The organism is Tunturibacter psychrotolerans (assembly GCF_040359615.1).
Taxonomy (GTDB): domain Bacteria; phylum Acidobacteriota; class Terriglobia; order Terriglobales; family Acidobacteriaceae; genus Edaphobacter; species Edaphobacter psychrotolerans.
Genome location: NZ_CP132942.1, coordinates 4,182,130 through 4,198,351, shown reverse-complemented (window position 1 = coordinate 4,198,351; position 16,222 = coordinate 4,182,130). Strand labels below are relative to the sequence as shown.

The 16,222-nt window shown below is 56.0% G+C and carries 14 protein-coding genes; 6 read left to right on the top strand and 8 right to left on the bottom strand.

The features are described 5' to 3' along the window. Positions 1–65: 65 nt before the first annotated feature. Positions 66–1,163 carry an energy transducer TonB gene (locus tag RBB77_RS17605; protein WP_353063043.1) on the bottom strand — a complete coding sequence of 366 codons (1,098 nt, stop codon included), beginning with the start codon at positions 1,161–1,163 and terminating at the stop codon, positions 66–68. A 370-nt stretch (positions 1,164–1,533) separates the two neighbouring features. Here RBB77_RS17605 and galE point away from each other — a divergent pair, with 370 nt between their 5' ends. Both galE and RBB77_RS17595 read left to right on the top strand, forming a co-directional pair. Further along, complete coding sequence (gene galE, locus RBB77_RS17600) at positions 1,534–2,505, top strand: UDP-glucose 4-epimerase GalE (protein WP_353063041.1); 972 nt, start codon at positions 1,534–1,536, stop codon at positions 2,503–2,505. A 78-nt stretch (positions 2,506–2,583) separates the two neighbouring features. Further along, the gene (locus tag RBB77_RS17595; RefSeq protein WP_353063040.1) at positions 2,584–3,171 is read left to right on the top strand and encodes a DUF421 domain-containing protein; all 588 of its coding nucleotides are present in this window, start codon (positions 2,584–2,586) and stop codon (positions 3,169–3,171) included. A 36-nt stretch (positions 3,172–3,207) separates the two neighbouring features. On the opposite strand, the gene RBB77_RS17590 is transcribed toward RBB77_RS17595, so the two are convergent. From RBB77_RS17590 to RBB77_RS17580, 3 genes are all read right to left on the bottom strand, one after another. Continuing rightward, positions 3,208–3,393 carry a hypothetical protein gene (locus tag RBB77_RS17590; protein WP_353063039.1) on the bottom strand — a complete coding sequence of 62 codons (186 nt, stop codon included), beginning with the start codon at positions 3,391–3,393 and terminating at the stop codon, positions 3,208–3,210. Positions 3,394–3,570: 177 nt separating this feature from the next. Then, the gene (locus tag RBB77_RS17585) at positions 3,571–3,729 is read right to left on the bottom strand and encodes an MFS transporter small subunit (RefSeq protein ID WP_353063038.1); all 159 of its coding nucleotides are present in this window, start codon (positions 3,727–3,729) and stop codon (positions 3,571–3,573) included. 54 nt (positions 3,730–3,783) lie between these two features. Next, positions 3,784–5,160: an L-lactate MFS transporter gene (locus RBB77_RS17580; protein WP_353063037.1), complete on the bottom strand. Its 1,377-nt coding sequence runs from the start codon at positions 5,158–5,160 to the stop codon at positions 3,784–3,786. A 207-nt stretch (positions 5,161–5,367) separates the two neighbouring features. Here RBB77_RS17580 and acs point away from each other — a divergent pair, with 207 nt between their 5' ends. Further along, entirely contained in the window at positions 5,368–7,323 is a 1,956-nt protein-coding gene (gene acs, locus RBB77_RS17575; protein WP_353063036.1) for an acetate--CoA ligase, read from the top strand. Positions 7,324–7,326: 3 nt separating this feature from the next. Here the strand turns inward: acs and RBB77_RS17570 are convergent, their stop codons facing one another. After that, entirely contained in the window at positions 7,327–9,723 is a 2,397-nt protein-coding gene (locus RBB77_RS17570) for a PAS domain S-box protein (protein WP_353063035.1), read from the bottom strand. 66 nt (positions 9,724–9,789) lie between these two features. Next, entirely contained in the window at positions 9,790–10,368 is a 579-nt protein-coding gene (locus tag RBB77_RS17565) for a YybH family protein (protein WP_353063034.1), read from the bottom strand. Between the two features lie 78 nt (positions 10,369–10,446). Here RBB77_RS17565 and RBB77_RS17560 point away from each other — a divergent pair, with 78 nt between their 5' ends. Then, positions 10,447–11,838: a dicarboxylate/amino acid:cation symporter gene (locus RBB77_RS17560; protein WP_353063033.1), complete on the top strand. Its 1,392-nt coding sequence runs from the start codon at positions 10,447–10,449 to the stop codon at positions 11,836–11,838. Between the two features lie 68 nt (positions 11,839–11,906). Here the strand turns inward: RBB77_RS17560 and RBB77_RS17555 are convergent, their stop codons facing one another. Both RBB77_RS17555 and sppA read right to left on the bottom strand, forming a co-directional pair. Continuing rightward, positions 11,907–12,263 (bottom strand): HU family DNA-binding protein, encoded by a 357-nt coding sequence (locus tag RBB77_RS17555; RefSeq protein WP_353063032.1) that lies wholly within the window; start codon positions 12,261–12,263, stop codon positions 11,907–11,909. A 250-nt stretch (positions 12,264–12,513) separates the two neighbouring features. Then, positions 12,514–13,521 (bottom strand): signal peptide peptidase SppA, encoded by a 1,008-nt coding sequence (sppA, locus tag RBB77_RS17550; protein ID WP_353063031.1) that lies wholly within the window; start codon positions 13,519–13,521, stop codon positions 12,514–12,516. 213 nt (positions 13,522–13,734) lie between these two features. Between sppA and RBB77_RS17545 the strand changes: the two genes are divergently transcribed. Then, the gene (locus RBB77_RS17545) at positions 13,735–14,550 is read left to right on the top strand and encodes a dolichyl-phosphate beta-glucosyltransferase (RefSeq protein WP_353063030.1); all 816 of its coding nucleotides are present in this window, start codon (positions 13,735–13,737) and stop codon (positions 14,548–14,550) included. 102 nt (positions 14,551–14,652) lie between these two features. Continuing rightward, entirely contained in the window at positions 14,653–15,132 is a 480-nt protein-coding gene (locus RBB77_RS17540; RefSeq protein ID WP_353063029.1) for an NUDIX domain-containing protein, read from the top strand. Positions 15,133–16,222 lie beyond the last annotated feature (1,090 nt).

Genomic DNA, 16,222 nt, shown 5'->3' with positions numbered 1-16,222 from the left:
TGGGGTCAGCCTGAGTATGGACTAGATGCTATTTCATGCTGCGACTACGGAACAAAATTTGTTTCTTATCCAGCGAGCTGGAAAGCTACATTGACAACACCTTCCCAATCGATCGGATGACCCGAAGCGTCGGTAGCGGGTTGAAAGCGGGTGGCCTGCACGGCGTGGATGGCAGAGTCGCCAAGGCCGTGGCCGAGATCACTGGTGACGCCGAGAACCTGGACGGCACCAGAGGAAGAGACGCGGAGGCGAACCGAGACGACACCTTCGATATGAAGGTTGCGAGCTTCTGTCGTGTACTCCGGCTTGGGTTTGAAGAGAACCTTAGGTGCAGACTTGGCCACTGCCGCAGATGGGCCGGCTGGTTTTGGCATCGGTGGTGGAGTGTTCTGGCCGAGGCTAACAACACCAGGCGAACGCCCCGGAGCATTCATTGCTCCTGTACCGCCAGTAACTCCAAGCTTGACTCCGACGACGCCGCCTGCTGCGTTGTCCCTGCCTTTCATGTTTTGGCTACCGGCCGAACCAGAACCAAGATTGACAACAGTGGACTGCGCTCCCATGCCGTTATTCGAAGCCGGCATACCGGACATTCCCTTGTTGCCGAGATTGATAGACGTAGTAGAGGGACGATTGGACGGCGCAATCGGGTTTGTCTGCGAACCCAGTGCGACCGCTGTTGGATGAGGAGAGTTGTTGACCAAGGCAGCGGGCTGAGCCTGTGCGAGACTGACCACCTTCGGAGCCGGCGGAGGCTGAACGATCTTTGGAGGTGCCGGAAGAACGACCGGCATCGGCTGCGCCATTTTGATCTCTGGTGGTTTGGGAACGTCGGGCAACTTCACGTCGGGCAACTTGATTTTAGGCGGCTCGACCTTGACGACCGGAGGGGGCGGAAGTTTTGGAGGCTTGATCTTGATCGGCGGCGGCTCATCCGGCTTCTTCATCGGAATCGGCTCGGTCAACTCGGTCAGCTTGTGCCTGGTATCGATGGTCTTTTTCGCGGCTGCTCCGATGATGATGGCGCATAGGGCAAGAACGACGTTGAGGGCAATGGAAGTGAAGAGCGAGGACTTGCTCTGGTTGCCGTCGTTCAGGACGCCGAAGTGTGCGAACTGCATATTCTGCGGTGCTGGATCATCACTGCGAAGCGGCTTTGCCATAAAAAAGTCCTTGAAGTGCCTCGTGTCGAGGTCGGGAGAGTTACACCAGTGCTATGGAAACAGAACCGGTGCGAAGGAGGAATAACTCCGAGGTGCTATGCCGGAGAGCCCAAGTGTGATTCGAACCTGTGGTCTTTGACTCACTGCCACTTTTGACATCACCAAGGGGAGGTTGGAACGTTGCGTCGGCCCGACTTAACAGACGCGAACGAGAAAGGAAAAGGTTGTAGCAGCCTCCGTGCCTCAGTGAGATGTCTCTTTTTTCAGGGCCGGGCTCTGCTCTTCGCTTACAGCAAGTATAGTGCCGTAAGCGTAAGTGATTGACACTGGCACTTTTGTGGTATCCAAGAAGGGTACTAGGAGACAATTAATGAAGATTCTGATAGCAGGTGGAGCAGGGTACATTGGCGGCACAGTCGCGAGGATTTTGCTGTCTCAAGGGCACGCAATTACTGTGTTCGATAATCTTTGCCATAGCAGGCGTTCGGCTGTTGCTGAAAACGCCACGTTTATTGAGGGTGATATCGCGAACCGGCCTTTGATCGAAGAGACTCTGCGTGAGGGCCGTTTCGATGGAGTCATGAACTTTGCCGCTTTGATCGAAGCTGGCGAAAGCATGAAGCGGCCGGAGATTTATTTCAGAAATAATACGGCTGCGACTCTGATGCTTCTGGAGGCGATGCTGGCGACCGGACACGACCGACTGGTCTTCAGTTCGACGGCCGCCTGCTATGGGGAGCCTGAGAAGACGCCTATTCTCGAAGATGCGAAGCTGCAGCCGACGAATCCTTATGGAGAGAGTAAGTTGTTGGTGGAGCATATGCTTCGGTGGATGAACTTAATCCACGGGTTTAAGTATGCCAGCCTGCGATACTTCAATGTAGCAGGAGCTATCGATGGCTACGGGGAGGCTCATGAGCCTGAGTCACACCTGATCCCTCTGATCCTGGATGTGGCACTCGGCAAGCGATCGAACATCAAGATCTTTGGCCGAGATTATCCCACCAAGGATGGAACCTGCATCCGCGATTACATCCACGTGCGTGATCTGGCCGAGGCGCACCTTCTGGCTCTCGCAGCGCTCAGCGACACGAAGAGCCGGCTGATTTACAACATTGGCAATGGTCAGGGATTCAGCGTCCTCGAAGTTGTCGAGTCGGTACGTCGCGTGACGGGTAGGCCGATTCCTGTCGAGGAATGTGAACGGAGGCCTGGCGACCCAGCGGTCCTCGTCGCGGGTTCGGCAAAGATTAAGGCGGAGTTGGGGTGGACGCCCAAGTACGCGGAGTTGGACCAGATCGTGGCTAGCGCGTGGGACTGGCATCAGAAACGATATGCATAAACGGTCTCGAACAGGACGTCGAGTGTGGCGTGCCGACGTCCTGCTCCGGATGTCGCAACGGAGTAGAAGGAGAATCACTTGATCGAAAGCATGTTTCACATGCACCTGCCGTTGTTGGAGAAGATTCTCCGACCGATGATTGTCTATATATCCCTAATCGCCTTTTTGCGAATATTCGGCAAGCGAGAGTTAGCACAGCTAAACCCGTTTGATCTTGTAGTGCTGCTCAGCCTCTCAAACACTGTGCAAAACGCCATGATTGGTGACGACAACACAGTGTCGGGAGGCGTAATCGGGGCGCTGTCACTCTTGACCATTAACTGGCTGCTGTCGCGACTGCTCTTCAACATGCCAAAGCTGAATAAGGCCGTCGAAGGCTCTCCATCGGTGTTGATTCGTCATGGAGTCGTCGATTGGGAAGAGGCCAAACGTGAAGCGCTGACGGAGCTTGAACTGCGTTCCGTGCTCCACAAGCAGGGATTTAACGACTTCAGCGAAGTGGAGAAGTGCGTCCTCGAACCGAATGGAAACTTCTATCTCGAAGGGATTAAGTCCATGAGCGACGATGCGCAAAGGGCCGAGTTGAGAAAGTCAATCGAAGAACTGCATCTTGAGGTCAAGCAGATGCGCAACGACTTGGCGGCGCGAGGAGAATTGTCAAGCTGATCAAAAAGTACTTGTCGCGATGAAGATTTGCGGCCGCTATGACTTTGCCGAGATCTTATCCAGCGCCTTTGTATAGCGTTCCGGCGGTGTCGGCACTTGGGAGTCGCGTACGGCGGCGCGATATCCTCCCATGTAAATCGAGTACATCACCGCTAGCGCACATCCCACGCCAAAAGCGAAACCCAGAAAGAAGCCGATCAAGGATGGCCAGTAAAAATTCACGATAATGGGAGTCTACAGCGCTGCGCTATGGTCTCGTAGGAGTTCCCGGCCGGCTTGATGCCTACAAAAAGCATTCGGGTTGCGCCCGAAGTGTTACTGACGTTACTCACAAAGATTGCTTAGATCACGATGTCAAATGGACCGTTTTTGTCGAGTTGCTGTGAGACCACTCCCAGATTATTTGGCAGGTGGTTTAGGCGTGGGGGTAGACGTCACAAAGATCTTTAGTGCGTTCTTGACGGTATATTCGAGCCCCCATGCTGTGGGAATGATCACAATGATCCACGCTGCGGCGATGAGAAGAGGGGAAGACTTTTTGATGCTGGAATCTGCCATGAGATGGCTCCTGAACGTCGAAAGGGGCGGAGATAAGCACTCCGTCGGATGAGGTTAATGGGCCGGTCCGTCTGCGTAGACGAGGGTCTTGTCTTTCACCCAGTATTTCTCAGCGACCGGACGTACCATGAGGTTTGCCAGGAAGCCGACGACCAGCAGGCAGGACATGATGTGCAGGATGAGTGGGTAGGCGTCCTCTTTGTTCATGTGGTTTTCGACGTAGTGGTCAAGGATGCCGTTAACGATAAGGGGACCAATGATGCCGGCGGCTGACCACGCGGTGAGCAGCCGGCCATGGATGGCAGAGACGTTGAAACCGCCGAAGAGATCCTTGAGGTACGCAGGAATGGTGGCAAAGCCTCCGCCGTACATCGAGATGACCAGCGCGGCGATCGCGACAAAGAGAGGAACCGAATCGATTTTGTCCTGTCGCGAGAACGGAAGAAAGAAGTAGAGGATGGCGCCGAGCACGAAGAAGGTAAAGTAGGTTCCTTTGCGTCCGATGAAGTCGGAGACCGAAGCCCAGAGGAATCGTCCGGCCATGTTGAAGATGCTCAGGATACCTACGAAGCCCACGGCGGCGGCGGGACTGATCTGACCCTTGAACAAGTCCTGAATCATGGGCGCTGCCTGTTCCAGGATGCCGATGCCGGCTGTTACGTTGACGAATAACACTACCCAGAGCAGCCGGAACTGAGGTGTCTTCCAAGCCTCTGTCACCGCGACGTTGTGGCTTGAGATGAGTGCGGAATGCTTGACTGACGGCACCCATCCCTCGGGCTTCCAGCCGGTCGGCGGGACGCGTATGGTGAATACTCCGAACATCATGAAGATGAAATAGAGAATGCCCATCGTGATCATGGTGTAGGGAATTGACGGCTGCCCGGAGGCTTTGAAGTGGGCCATCAGGTTGTTGGCAAGAGGTCCGCCGATCATAGCGCCCCCGCCAAAGCCCATGATGGCGAGACCGGTAGCGAGACCTGGCCTGTCAGGGAACCATTTGATGAGCGTGGATACGGGCGAGATATATCCCAGTCCGAGGCCGACCCCGCCGACGACGCCGTAGCCGAGATAGATCAGAGCCAGTTGATGGGTGCTGGCTCCAAACGAGGCGATGATAAAGCCCGCGCTAAAGCATATTGCGGCGTAAAACATCGCGCGACGGGGACCCGCTCTCTCGAGCCACGCCCCGAAGAGTGCAGCAGAGATGCCCAGAAAGGCAATTGCAATCGAGAAGATATAGCCGACCTCCTTCAGGTTCCAAGCGGAGCCGTCAGCCGCATGCAACGCCAGGAGGGGATTCTTGAATACGGAAAAGGAGTAAACCTGACCAATAGAAAGGTGGATTGCCAGGGCGGCTGGCGGTACCAGCCAGCGGCTATATCCTGCGGGAGCTACAGAGCGGTCACGATCGAGAAAAGCCAGGGCCATTGAAAACCTCGGGAGTTGTTACGTCGTACATCGTCAAACAGAAAACAGCGGAAAGCCTATCGTTTCATTCAAAATCTAGATGCGGAAACCACCATACATGATTCCAAAGGCACGAGTGTCACCTAAATGTAACGGCGGGTTGCTCGGGTTGAGTTGTATAGGGTACCTTCACCTTGCTGGATGAAATCACGGAGGGCTGTGCGGGAGATGTCTGAAGAGAGTACGGATCTGGATTCAAGTCTGCGGGAGAATAGGGTATTTCCTCCGCCCGCGGAGTTCGCCGCGAAGGCTCAGGTTAAGAGCCTGGAGCAGTACGAGACCCTATACAGGCAAAGCGTGGAGCATCCGGAGGAGTTCTGGGGCGAGGCTGCTCAGGAACTGGAGTGGTTTTCTCCCTGGACGAAGGTGATGGATGGCGAAGCAGCTCATACAAAATGGTTTGTCGGGGGCAAACTGAACCTCTCGCACAACTGCGTCGACCGCCACGCATTGGGAGCTCGTAGGGACAAAGTTGCTCTGCTGTGGGAAGGCGAGCCGGGCGAGGTCCGCAAGCTGACCTTCGGTGAACTGCACGAGCAGGTACAGCGGTTGGCCAACGTACTGAAGTCGCTGGGTATCAGGCGCGGCGATCGAGTCGCGATTTATATGGGCATGGCGCCCGAGCTTGCCATTGCACTGCTGGCTTGCGCGAGAATCGGCGCGGTGCACTCTGTCATATTTGGCGGCTTTGCAGCCCAGGCAATCTCCGACCGCGTCAACGACTCCAGTTGTGTCGCGGTCATCACTCAGGACACAAGCTATCGCCGAGGTTCCGAGGTTCAGCTGAAAGCGATCGTGGACGAGGCGCTAAAGAAGTGCTCAACGGTAAGGAATGTTGTGGTTTTTCGTCGTTCTGGCTCGCCGATTAAGATGCAGCCGGGTCGCGACTTGTGGTGGCACGAGGAGATGGAAAAGGCCGCGCCGGCGTGTGTTGCGGAAAGAATGGACGCAGAAGACCCGCTGTATCTTCTCTATACCTCCGGAACTACCGGCAAACCCAAAGGTTTATTGCACACGACCGGGGGCTACGCTGTGCAGACCTATCTCACAAGCAAGTACGTCTTCGATCTGCGCGATGACGATGTGTACTGGTGTACCGCCGACATTGGATGGGTTACGGGCCACAGCTATGTAGTCTATGGCCCGCTTTTGAACGGCGCTACGGTGATGATGTACGAGGGAGCACCAAACTGGCCGGAGTGCGATCGATTCTGGAAGATCGTGGACGACCACAAGGTCACCATCTTCTACACCGCTCCGACAGCAATTCGTGCATTTACGAAATGGGGGAGCGCGTGGGTCGAGAAACACTCGCTCGCGTCACTACGTTTGTTGGGCACAGTAGGTGAGCCGATCAATCCTGAGTCTTGGATGTGGTACCACCGCATGATCGGCAAGGAGCGTTGCCCCATCGTTGACACGTATTGGCAGACCGAAACTGGCGCCATCATGATCGCGCCGATCCCTGGTGCTGTGGCTGCCAAACCTGGCTCCGCCACCCGCCCCTTCTTTGGAATTGTTCCCGAAGTAGTTACAAAAGAAGGAAACCCCGTTCCGGATGGCCATGGCGGACTGCTTGTCATGCGCAAGCCTTGGCCGTCGATGGCTCGAACTATCTATGGCGACCAGGCACGCTATGAAGCGACTTATTGGAGTGAGGTTCCGGGCAGTTACTTTACCGGGGATGGGGCACGCCGCGATGCGGACGGCTACTTCTGGCTGATGGGCCGCGTCGATGACGTGATCAACGTTAGTGGTCACCGGCTCGGCACCATGGAAGTAGAGTCCGCGCTTGTCGCCCATCCTAAGGTTGCGGAGGCGGCTGCAGTCGGCAGACCCCACGAGATGAAGGGGCAGGCGATTGCAGTGTTTGTGACGCTCGAAGGAGGTCACCAGCCCAGCGAAGAGCTGCGGCAGGAGCTGCGGCACTGGGTGGCGAAAGAGATCGGCGCGCTGGCGCGCCCTGACGACCTTACCTTCACCCAGGCTTTGCCGAAGACGCGCAGCGGCAAGATCATGCGACGTCTGCTACGCGAACTCGCCACTACAGGCGAGGTAAAGGGCGATACCACGACGCTTGAAGATTTTACGGTGATTGCCAAACTGCGTGAGGGCGATGAGTGAGGTCTAAAGCAGGTTGGTGCTGGGTTTGGTAGGAAGCGTGAAGTAGAAGATAGTACCTTGGTCAGGGGCGCTGGTGGCCCAGATGCGGCCGCCGTGCTGGTTTACGATGCTGCGACATATTGCAAGGCCCAGACCTGTGCCGCCCATCGCGCGTGAGTCCGAGGCATCACCTTGCTGGAAGCGGTCGAAGATGTGTTCGAGCTTATCGGCAGGAATGCCTCGGCCCTGATCGCGAACCTCGATCAGCGCTTCATTCTCGTCGATGTTTCGCGCAGTGAGATGGATCTCGCTGCCCTCCGGAGAGAATTTGATTGCGTTCGATATGAGATTGTTCAGTGTCTGCAGAATGCGATCGGGATCGGCCCAGACGTTGACGCCGTGGGCCGCAAAGAAGATGCGGATATTTGGTCGAGGGGAGCGTGTCTGTTGAACGCCCGCCGCTCGTCGCAGCAGATCTTCAGCGCTGCACATCGTCGAATGCAATTCCGTCTTACCGCTGCTGATCCGCTCGAGATCGAGAATATCGTTTACCAGCCGCACTAGCCTGTCTGAGTTGCTAATGGCGATCTCGAGCATCTGCTGGGTCTTCTCTGGACGATTGGTCAGCGCGCCTCCTGCAAGGAGGCCGAGTGCTCCGCGCAGCGAGGTGAGCGGGGTGCGAAGCTCGTGAGAGACGGTGGAGATGAACTCGTCTTTCATGCGGTCAAGGGCGCGACGCTCGGTTGTATCGGTGAACGCAACGACGACACCAAGCGCTTTGACGCCGTTGGTGTCAGGAGACTGTGAATCGACCTGCGGACGCGCGACGTACTCTACCGGGAAAGAGGTACCGTCTTTGCGCCAGAAGATCTCGTTTGAGATGCGGACGGTGGCAAAGTTGGTGAGACTCTTCCGGATGGGTGAGTCGGCAGAGGCATAGGGCGTGCCGTCCGCGCGAGTGTGATGAATGAGTTGATGCATATTGCGGCCCAGCATCTCCTCTTGTTTGTACCCAAGCATCTGAGCAGCAGCGGAGTTGACCACCGTGACTTTGCCGTCAAGGTCGATACCGTAGATACCATCGCCGACCGACTCGAGGATGGAGTCCGACTGCCGCGTAAGCGTACGAAGTCTGCCCTCCGCCCGAACCTGCTCGCTGATGTCGACGCCGAAGCCAAGAACGTATGGGGCGCGTCCAGGCACGACGATGAGCTTATTCCGATAGGCAACGACGCGCATCTCTCCATCGCTGTGGGAAAGATGAAGAAGACCTTGAGCTTCGCCAGTTTCGCCTATTTTTTTGAGGTAAGCAGGCATCGAAGCTTTCTTTTCCGGCACAATGAACTCTTCGAGATTGTGTCCGGTCATCTCCTCCACGCTGCGGCCCAATGTCTCTGCGCCGTGGGTGTTGATCGACAGTAGCGTGCCGCGAAGGTCGTGTGTGCAGACCATACCCAGCGAACCTTCGACGAGCTGGCGGTAACGAGCTTCACTCTCGCGCAAGGTGGCTTCGGCTGCTCGTTGTGTCGTCACATCGATGCCTGTGGCAATGATGAATGCGACCTGACCCTGTGTATCGGTGAGGGCGGTCGCTGACCAGGCGATGCGGCGTATGCTGCCATCACGGTTGAGCCATTGATTTTCGTAGGCGGCGGGGAAGTGACCGGAGCGTAGACGTTCGAAGGTCTCGATCGCTTCGGGAATCTCCTGTCGCGGAATAAGTTTGTCCCACGCATAGCGGCCGACGAGGGTGGGGAAGTCGTACCCGGAGGCGTTTTCGCACGCACGGTTGAAACGTACGATGCGGCCGGCTGGATCGAACACAGCGACCAGCGCGCCTACGGTGTCCAGAACGGCCGAGACAAAATTGCGCTCCACTGTAAGAGCGGACTCGACGCGCTGTCGCGAGCGAGCCGCGCGATCCATCTGTCGAATGCGACCGTTGAGTTCCAGACGCGTGATTACCTGGCGACTGAGAACACTGAGCGCAGACGACTGGGCCGGAGTCAGCGTGCGGGCATGACGGTCCAATACGAGCAGTGCGCCGATGCTCACTCCGCCCGGAGTTGTCAGCGGTGCGCCGGCGTAGAAGCGATAGGGACGGCCTTCGAGAACAATGCCGTCTGGTGCATAGTCGGGATCATTGCGCGCGTCGGAGATCTCGTAAACTGTGTCGCCGAGGATGGTGGTCTCGCAGGGCAGGCTACCGAGGGAGACGTCGAGTGAGTCAATGCCAAATCGAGAGCGCAGCCAGATGCGGTCCGAACCTATCAGCGAGACGGCAGCAACCGGTGTGTCGCATATCTGTGCAGCCAGACTTGTCAGGTCGTCCAGGATGGGATCGGGCGCAGAGTTGAGTACCTCGTACTGATTGAGGGCCTCGATTCGCAACGCTTCGTCTTTGACCAGGAGAGCATTCATTTCGACAGCTCAATCGTAGGTTATGTGCAAATCGTTGCGCACTCCTACTTTTGTTGCAGCAATGATTTACGGCTTCGGAAGCACACAACACTCCCCTGTCGCGGCCGGTTCATCCGCACTCGCATCCAGGGCGACCTTCCAAGCGCCGTTGGGTAGTTTTTTCCAAACGGTAAAGTAGCGGCCTGAGATCACCACGGGCTCTCCGTTTTTGTCTTTACTGCGACCTTCATAGTGACCCCAGGTAAATCCCATGTCGTTCGATGGACCCATTTGAGCGCCTTGCGGAACCCAACTTAGTTGATAGGTTTTCGGATCCCACTGGGCCTGTGCGGCGATAGCGGTTCGACCAAGAATCGCGGGCTTTCCATTATTGAGTGTAACTCCGTCGTCCGCAAACCAACTGCTGAAGGCTTTACCGCCACCTTCTGTGACTGCTTGTGAAAAACGCCCCTCCAGTTCCAGCAAGAGCAGGGTACCGGGTGTAAGTGTTGGCTGGGACAGAGGATTGGAGATGACTCCGGGGTTCTGTGCGAAGGCGCCGTAGCCGATTGCTGCAGCGGGGCCTGCTCCAGCATCGCTTTGCGCGATCAGTGGAGCGGAGACGATAATGCAGAACAAGATGCTGCTCAGAGTCACGCGATGCATAGCGGATATGCTATCAGCGCACGAAAGTGATCTGTAGGGCATTTGCTTTCTGTTGAAGACTGATATTCTTCGCACTTGATGTTAAAGACGAACTTTCAACACATTCTGTTGCTTTCGGCTGCGATTTTACTGTCTGTCGGAATCTCGCTGGGATTGATCCACGGCCCGGGAATGCACCATGCTGGGGTGATTCTGCGGTGTGGCGCAATCGTGTTCCTGGCGCTCTTTGCGCTCCGGCGCCGCTCCCTGACGCCGTGGATCTTTGTCGCCATGGTGGCGGGTGCTGAATTGGGATTCGATGCGCCGGTGCTGGCGACCAGCCTTCGCGTCTTCAGCGACATCTTCCTGCGGCTCATCAAGACCATCGTAGCGCCGCTGATTCTCGCGACACTGGTGACTGGCATTGCCGGTCACGGAGACCTGAAGAGCGTGGGCCGCATGGGCATCAAGAGCCTGATTTACTTCGAAGTCGTTACCACGCTGGCTCTCGTCATTGGCCTTGCGGCAATCAATCTCAGCCACGCCGGAGTGGGCTTGACCCTTCCTGCAACGACTTCCGGTGAGACGGTCTCCGCACCTCCGCGGACTCATTGGCAGGAGTTCCTCCTGCACGTCTTTCCGGAAAACATTGCCAAGTCGATAGCGGAGGGCCAGATCCTCCAAGTGGCCGTCTTCGCAGTCTTCTTTGGGATTGCGCTTGCGAGTCTGGATGAAAAAAAACGCACGCCGGTGCTGCACTTGTTCGAGAGTTTGAGCGAGGTAATGTTCAAATTTACCAACGTTGTCATGTACTTCGCCCCCATCGGCGTAGGGGCGGCCATGGCCTTTACCGTAGGTCAGATGGGACTTGGAGTCCTCGTCAATTTAGGCAAACTGCTCCTCACCCTTTATGGAGCGTTAGTCGGATTCGGCCTCCTTGTTTTGCTACCTGCGGCCCTCATCTTTCGTGTTCCGGTTCGTCGATTTCTCGCGGCTGTGGGGGAGCCTGCAAGCATCGCCTTTGCAACCTCAACCAGTGAGGCAGCTCTCCCGCGTGCCATGGAGTCGATGGAGGCTCTCGGGGTTCCGCGCCGAATTGTAGCGTTCGTCATCCCTGCCGGTTACAGCTTCAACCTCGACGGCTCCACGATCTATCTCGCCGTCGCCAGCATCTTTGTGGCGCAGGCAGCGGGAGTTCATCTGTCGCTTGGTCAGCAACTTCTGATGATGGTGACCCTCATGCTGACCAGCAAAGGAGTCGCTGGCGTTCCCCGCGCAATCCTGGTCGTCCTGCTTGCGACAGCGTCAACTTTCCACCTACCCACTGAGCCGATCTTTGTCATCCTCGGTATCGATGCGCTTGCCGATATGGCCCGAACTACCGTCAACGTGGTTGGAAACTGCCTAGCCAGCGTCGTCGTAGCGAAATGGGAAGGAGAGTTTGGTACGGAGCCGATCTCAGAGGTGGTGCTCGAAGGTATAACCGAATGACAAGATCCTGAAGCTCAAAGCAAAATAGCAGATGCCGAAGCACCTGCTATTCATGGGCCGTTGCGTATTTACATCGCAGGCGGATGGTGTGGATCGATGTGTTCTTTATCAACCTTTTTCGAGGCCACGGGCTTGGATTTTATGGCGCCGTTCGGGTTTACCGAATCGCGCAGTTCCTTCGATGGCTTGAAGAAGGGAACCCGCTTGGCCGGAACATCGACCTTGGCACCAGTCTTCGGATTGCGGCCCGTTCGGGCATTGCGCTGGCGGGTTCGGAAGCTACCGAAGCCGCGAATCTCGATCTTGTCTCCGGTCTTCAGCGCGCCGATGACGGCATCGAAGAGCGTATCGACAATAACCTCCCCATCACGGCGGGTCAGGTCTCCAAGAGCGGTCACTTTATCAACAAGGTCGGCTTTAGTCATGGTGGGTTCCTTTCGTACTGGGGGGAGGGCGATAGGGGCCGTGGTGAAACAATCCGTTGTTGTTGATTGTAGACGGGATGGAGGTTAAAAGGTTGCCAAAGAAATCAAAAGTATGAAGGCTTTCATCGTTGCCCAATAAGATGCAAAATCTGTCGGTTTCGTCAGACGGTCGACAAAAAAGAGCCAGATTTCCCCGATGGCCCTTTCAGGTTGGGATGTTTCAATCTGGTAAAGCCTGAAGGAGCGTACCTTACTTCCACATGAAGTAAAAACCTGGGGCACGGTTCAACATCTGGCCAGGGTTTGGAAAGAGGTCTTCGCCGTCGTCGGCGAGCAACGTGAACAGCCCTCGCTTATTTTTTGCAGGGCGCACCACGTTTGGTTCCCCAGAGATTCCAGCTTCCCTTGCCGTTTCCATGAGCGCTACCTGGTAGCCGCCGACCTTGTCGATTAAGCCTAGTGGAAGCGACTGCTGCCCGGTCCAGACCTGGCCCGTCGCCAGCGGTTTAATCTTATCGTCAGTGGTGTGGCGTCCCGTCGCGACGTCATGAATAAATTGCGTGTACATGTTGTCGACCAGCGACTGAAAGTAGATCTCCTCCTTGGGAGTCAGATCTCGGCTCGGGTCGCCAGCGTCCTTCAACTCTCCGGCGTGTATCACCACGTTCTTTAGCTTGGCCCAGCGCAGCAGGTCGCCGTAGTTGGTCCACTCCATAATGACGCCAATCGATCCGACAACAGAGGCATCGTTCGCGTAAATTCTGTCGCAGGCGCTCGCAATGTAGTACGCGCCCGAGGCGCCGACCGACTCGATCGAGGCAACGACCTTTTTGTGACTCTCCCGCCGCACCCGTAGTACCTCATGGTAGATCTCCTGCGAGGCCGCCGCTCCACCGCCAGGTGAATTGATGTGCAGAAGGATCGCCTTCACGGACGAGTCGTCGCCAAACTTGCGTAACTGATTGTCGATGGTCTCAGGAGACAGGATCGCACCTGAGATGTCGATAACGGCGATACTTTCAGAGCCAAGCCCGAGGCCGGCTGAATTTCCGGTCATTGAACGCATGGTGAACCAGACCATACCGGTGACGAGCAAAAAGACCGCTGCCAGAGAGCCAGCGATAATGCCGATATAAAACCACGCGGATCGACGTCGCGGTGGTATGGAACCGTACGTTTGCGGATAGGGGTATTGCGAAGCCCGGGCGTAGGGAGGCGCTGGCGGTGGTGGCGGGGGTGTTGAAAAGTCTTCCTGCATGCTGTGGAGTTTAGCAGGGACCTTTGTTCTGGTGCACAGTTCGCTATTGTTGCAGCCGTACCCGCAACCAATGCGCAGCCTAGGGGCGGACACATTTAAACATCAGAAAATAGAGCTAAACAGAGCCTTTATGCGTCAAATATTGCAGTATGATAAACCGGAGCTTCCTCTGTGCATCTCTCTGCAGTTGAAAAGAAAGTCTGACGATTGCTAATGGCACATCCAGAATTAAGTATTGTGATTCCGGCGTACAACGAGAGCGCTCGGATCGAACGAGCGTTGGATCGGGTCTTGTCATGTGTCGCGGAGCAGGGCTGGGATGCAGAGGTGCTGGTCGTCGACGATGGCTCAACCGACGACACGGCCGCAATCGTGCAGCGTTGGATGACCAAATATCCGCGTCTTCACCTCGTGAAGAATCCAGGTAATCGCGGCAAGGGTTACTCCGTCCGCAACGGCCTTCTGCAGGCCGCAGGCGAGATTGTCATGTTCACGGATGCCGACCTCTCGGCCCCGATGGAAGAAGCTGAGCGTCTCATCGCCGCCCTGAACGACGGGGCAGATGTGGCAATCGGCTCACGCTGGATGGACCGAACCCGCCAGACGATCCACCAGCCGCTCTACCGTCAGTTCTTCGGTCGCTGTTTCAACTGGGTCACCCGAACTGTGATGGGCTTGCCATTCAAAGACACTCAGTGCGGATTCAAGGCCTTCAAACGATCTGCGGCTCAAGTGATTTTTCGCCTGCAAACCATCGAACGCTGGGGCTTCGATCCTGAGATCTTGTTTATCGCCCGCAAGCTAAAGTACGTCGTTCGCGAGGTGCCCGTCACCTGGGGACACGACGAACGTAGCCGTATGAGTTACCTGAGGGACGGCATCAAGATGCTCGAAGATATGGCCCGCATTCGTGGCAACTTCGTCGCCGGACGCTACGACAAGGCCATTGCAGCTATGAAGGATACCAGCAGCATGGTCACACCTCCGGTAGAGAAAGTCGTCAAGGTGAGCAGCGTCGAAGCCCGTTAACAGACTTAGTGAGCCCGTCATTCCTCTTCATCGTTGATGCGAGCGCGTTGCATTCTACGAGTCATCAACTGGCTTGGAGCGAGTGGGCATGTCCGATAGCCAATGACCAAAAAATCGAAACGCAGCGCCGGGCTACTCATGTATCGCAAGCCCAAAGACGAGCTGGAAGTGTTTCTTGTTCATCCTGGCGGCCCCCTCTGGGAGAAGAAGGATCAGGGCGCTTGGACGGTTCCGAAGGGTGAGTATGAAGAAAACGAAGAACCGCTCGCAGCGGCGCAGCGCGAGTTTTTCGAGGAGACTGGATTCATTGCAAGCGGCGACTTTATCGAGCTGGGTTTCGTCCGACAAAAGAGCGGAAAAGTCGTCATTGCCTGGGCGTTTGAGGGAGACTGCGACCCAGCCCAACTTGTGAGCAACACCTGCGAGATTGAGTGGCCTCCGAAGTCGAAGAAACGCCTTGAAATCCCAGAGGTCGACGAGGGACGTTGGTTTACTCTTTCCACCGCCCGACAGCTCATCCGGCTCGAACAAGTGCCGCTCTTAGACATCTTAGAGAATAGACTTGCGCCTAACGGGCTTTAGGAAACTCGATCAGCAAAGTGTCGATCACTGGAAAGGGCTCGTTCACAGACCTATATTCCTCAAGAATGATTGCAGAACGCCTGCGTGCTTCGCGCCCGAGCTGCCGGATTCGTGACTAGAATCCCTGCAGGGACAGTGTCTCGGAACCAGGGTGGAGTAAAAGGAAATAGTGAGGTGCACTCCAACTGAAGTTAGGTGAGTTCTGGCCCAGTCCGGTGTCGGGATCGTAGGTCTCGAAGAATGGCTGTTAATCTGCGAGTCCTTGAGCATTCGCGAGCAGCTTCTGACGCATCGATTTGGCCTCTCGGTGAAGCCATACCGCTCCATCCCTTCCACAGCAAACTCAGCTGATCCATCCTCGCCAGTATCCTTTTACGGGTGCAAATCGAGAGTCGTATGCGACGAGTGTTGGAAACGGTAACATCGTGTTGAATTTGCGAAGGTTCATGAGGACGATGAGGACGTGCGCCTGCCCCGGCGTCGCGCCACCCCGCCATAGCGGAATCCAACCCTCGGGACCGAAGACATGGATGAGTGCTCGGAAGTGGGGTTCCGCGCTTCTCTAAGTTGTTGATTTGATGGTGGGCACAGCAGGATTTGAACCTAACCCACTTCCGCCGTGTGAAGGGCTTAGGGACAATGGAATCATAAATATACTACGAAATTTTGGGAGCGGAACGGCACATTGAGAGCATTTTCCCGCTAGAAGAGTGCCCTGATTGTGCCTTCGTCTTTGCAGGGCCGACTTTTACCGTGCTCGCTGGGCGGGCACCCACGAGCTTTAGGAGATTCCCAATGTTCACACTTCGCTCTGCGGAGACAATCGTAGCAATATGTAACCTAGAAGAATACTTCCCCTGCCGCCCAAGAAAACATCCGAAACTCGCAAGAAAAACGCCTGAATCGATGGAAACAGCCGTAAACCGCATCTCCAGAAAAAGTTTCCAGCCTCACCGCTTCGATCGATGCTCTGCTCTCGGGACAAACTGTCTTAGGCAGAAAAGCCAATGGGTTGGATGAAGCCAATACCGCATTCACAGCGGCACTTCACGTCTCGAAAAGTTCGGAGCGCGAAATCCCAACGCAGGCC

Excerpts from the sequence above, each read along its gene's own strand:
- RBB77_RS17605 (WP_353063043.1), bottom strand. The coding sequence starts at position 1,163 with ATGGCAAAGCCGCTTCGCAGTGATGATCCAGCACCGCAGAATATGCAG.
- galE (WP_353063041.1), top strand. The coding sequence starts at position 1,534 with ATGAAGATTCTGATAGCAGGTGGAGCAGGGTACATTGGCGGCACAGTC.
- RBB77_RS17585 (WP_353063038.1), bottom strand. The coding sequence starts at position 3,729 with ATGGCAGATTCCAGCATCAAAAAGTCTTCCCCTCTTCTCATCGCCGCA.
- RBB77_RS17580 (WP_353063037.1), bottom strand. The coding sequence starts at position 5,160 with ATGGCCCTGGCTTTTCTCGATCGTGACCGCTCTGTAGCTCCCGCAGGA.
- acs (WP_353063036.1), top strand. The coding sequence starts at position 5,368 with ATGTCTGAAGAGAGTACGGATCTGGATTCAAGTCTGCGGGAGAATAGG.
- RBB77_RS17570 (WP_353063035.1), bottom strand. The coding sequence starts at position 9,723 with ATGAATGCTCTCCTGGTCAAAGACGAAGCGTTGCGAATCGAGGCCCTC.
- RBB77_RS17565 (WP_353063034.1), bottom strand. The coding sequence starts at position 10,368 with ATGCATCGCGTGACTCTGAGCAGCATCTTGTTCTGCATTATCGTCTCC.
- RBB77_RS17560 (WP_353063033.1), top strand. The coding sequence starts at position 10,447 with ATGTTAAAGACGAACTTTCAACACATTCTGTTGCTTTCGGCTGCGATT.
- RBB77_RS17555 (WP_353063032.1), bottom strand. The coding sequence starts at position 12,263 with ATGACTAAAGCCGACCTTGTTGATAAAGTGACCGCTCTTGGAGACCTG.
- sppA (WP_353063031.1), bottom strand. The coding sequence starts at position 13,521 with ATGCAGGAAGACTTTTCAACACCCCCGCCACCACCGCCAGCGCCTCCC.
- RBB77_RS17545 (WP_353063030.1), top strand. The coding sequence starts at position 13,735 with ATGGCACATCCAGAATTAAGTATTGTGATTCCGGCGTACAACGAGAGC.
- RBB77_RS17540 (WP_353063029.1), top strand. The coding sequence starts at position 14,653 with ATGACCAAAAAATCGAAACGCAGCGCCGGGCTACTCATGTATCGCAAG.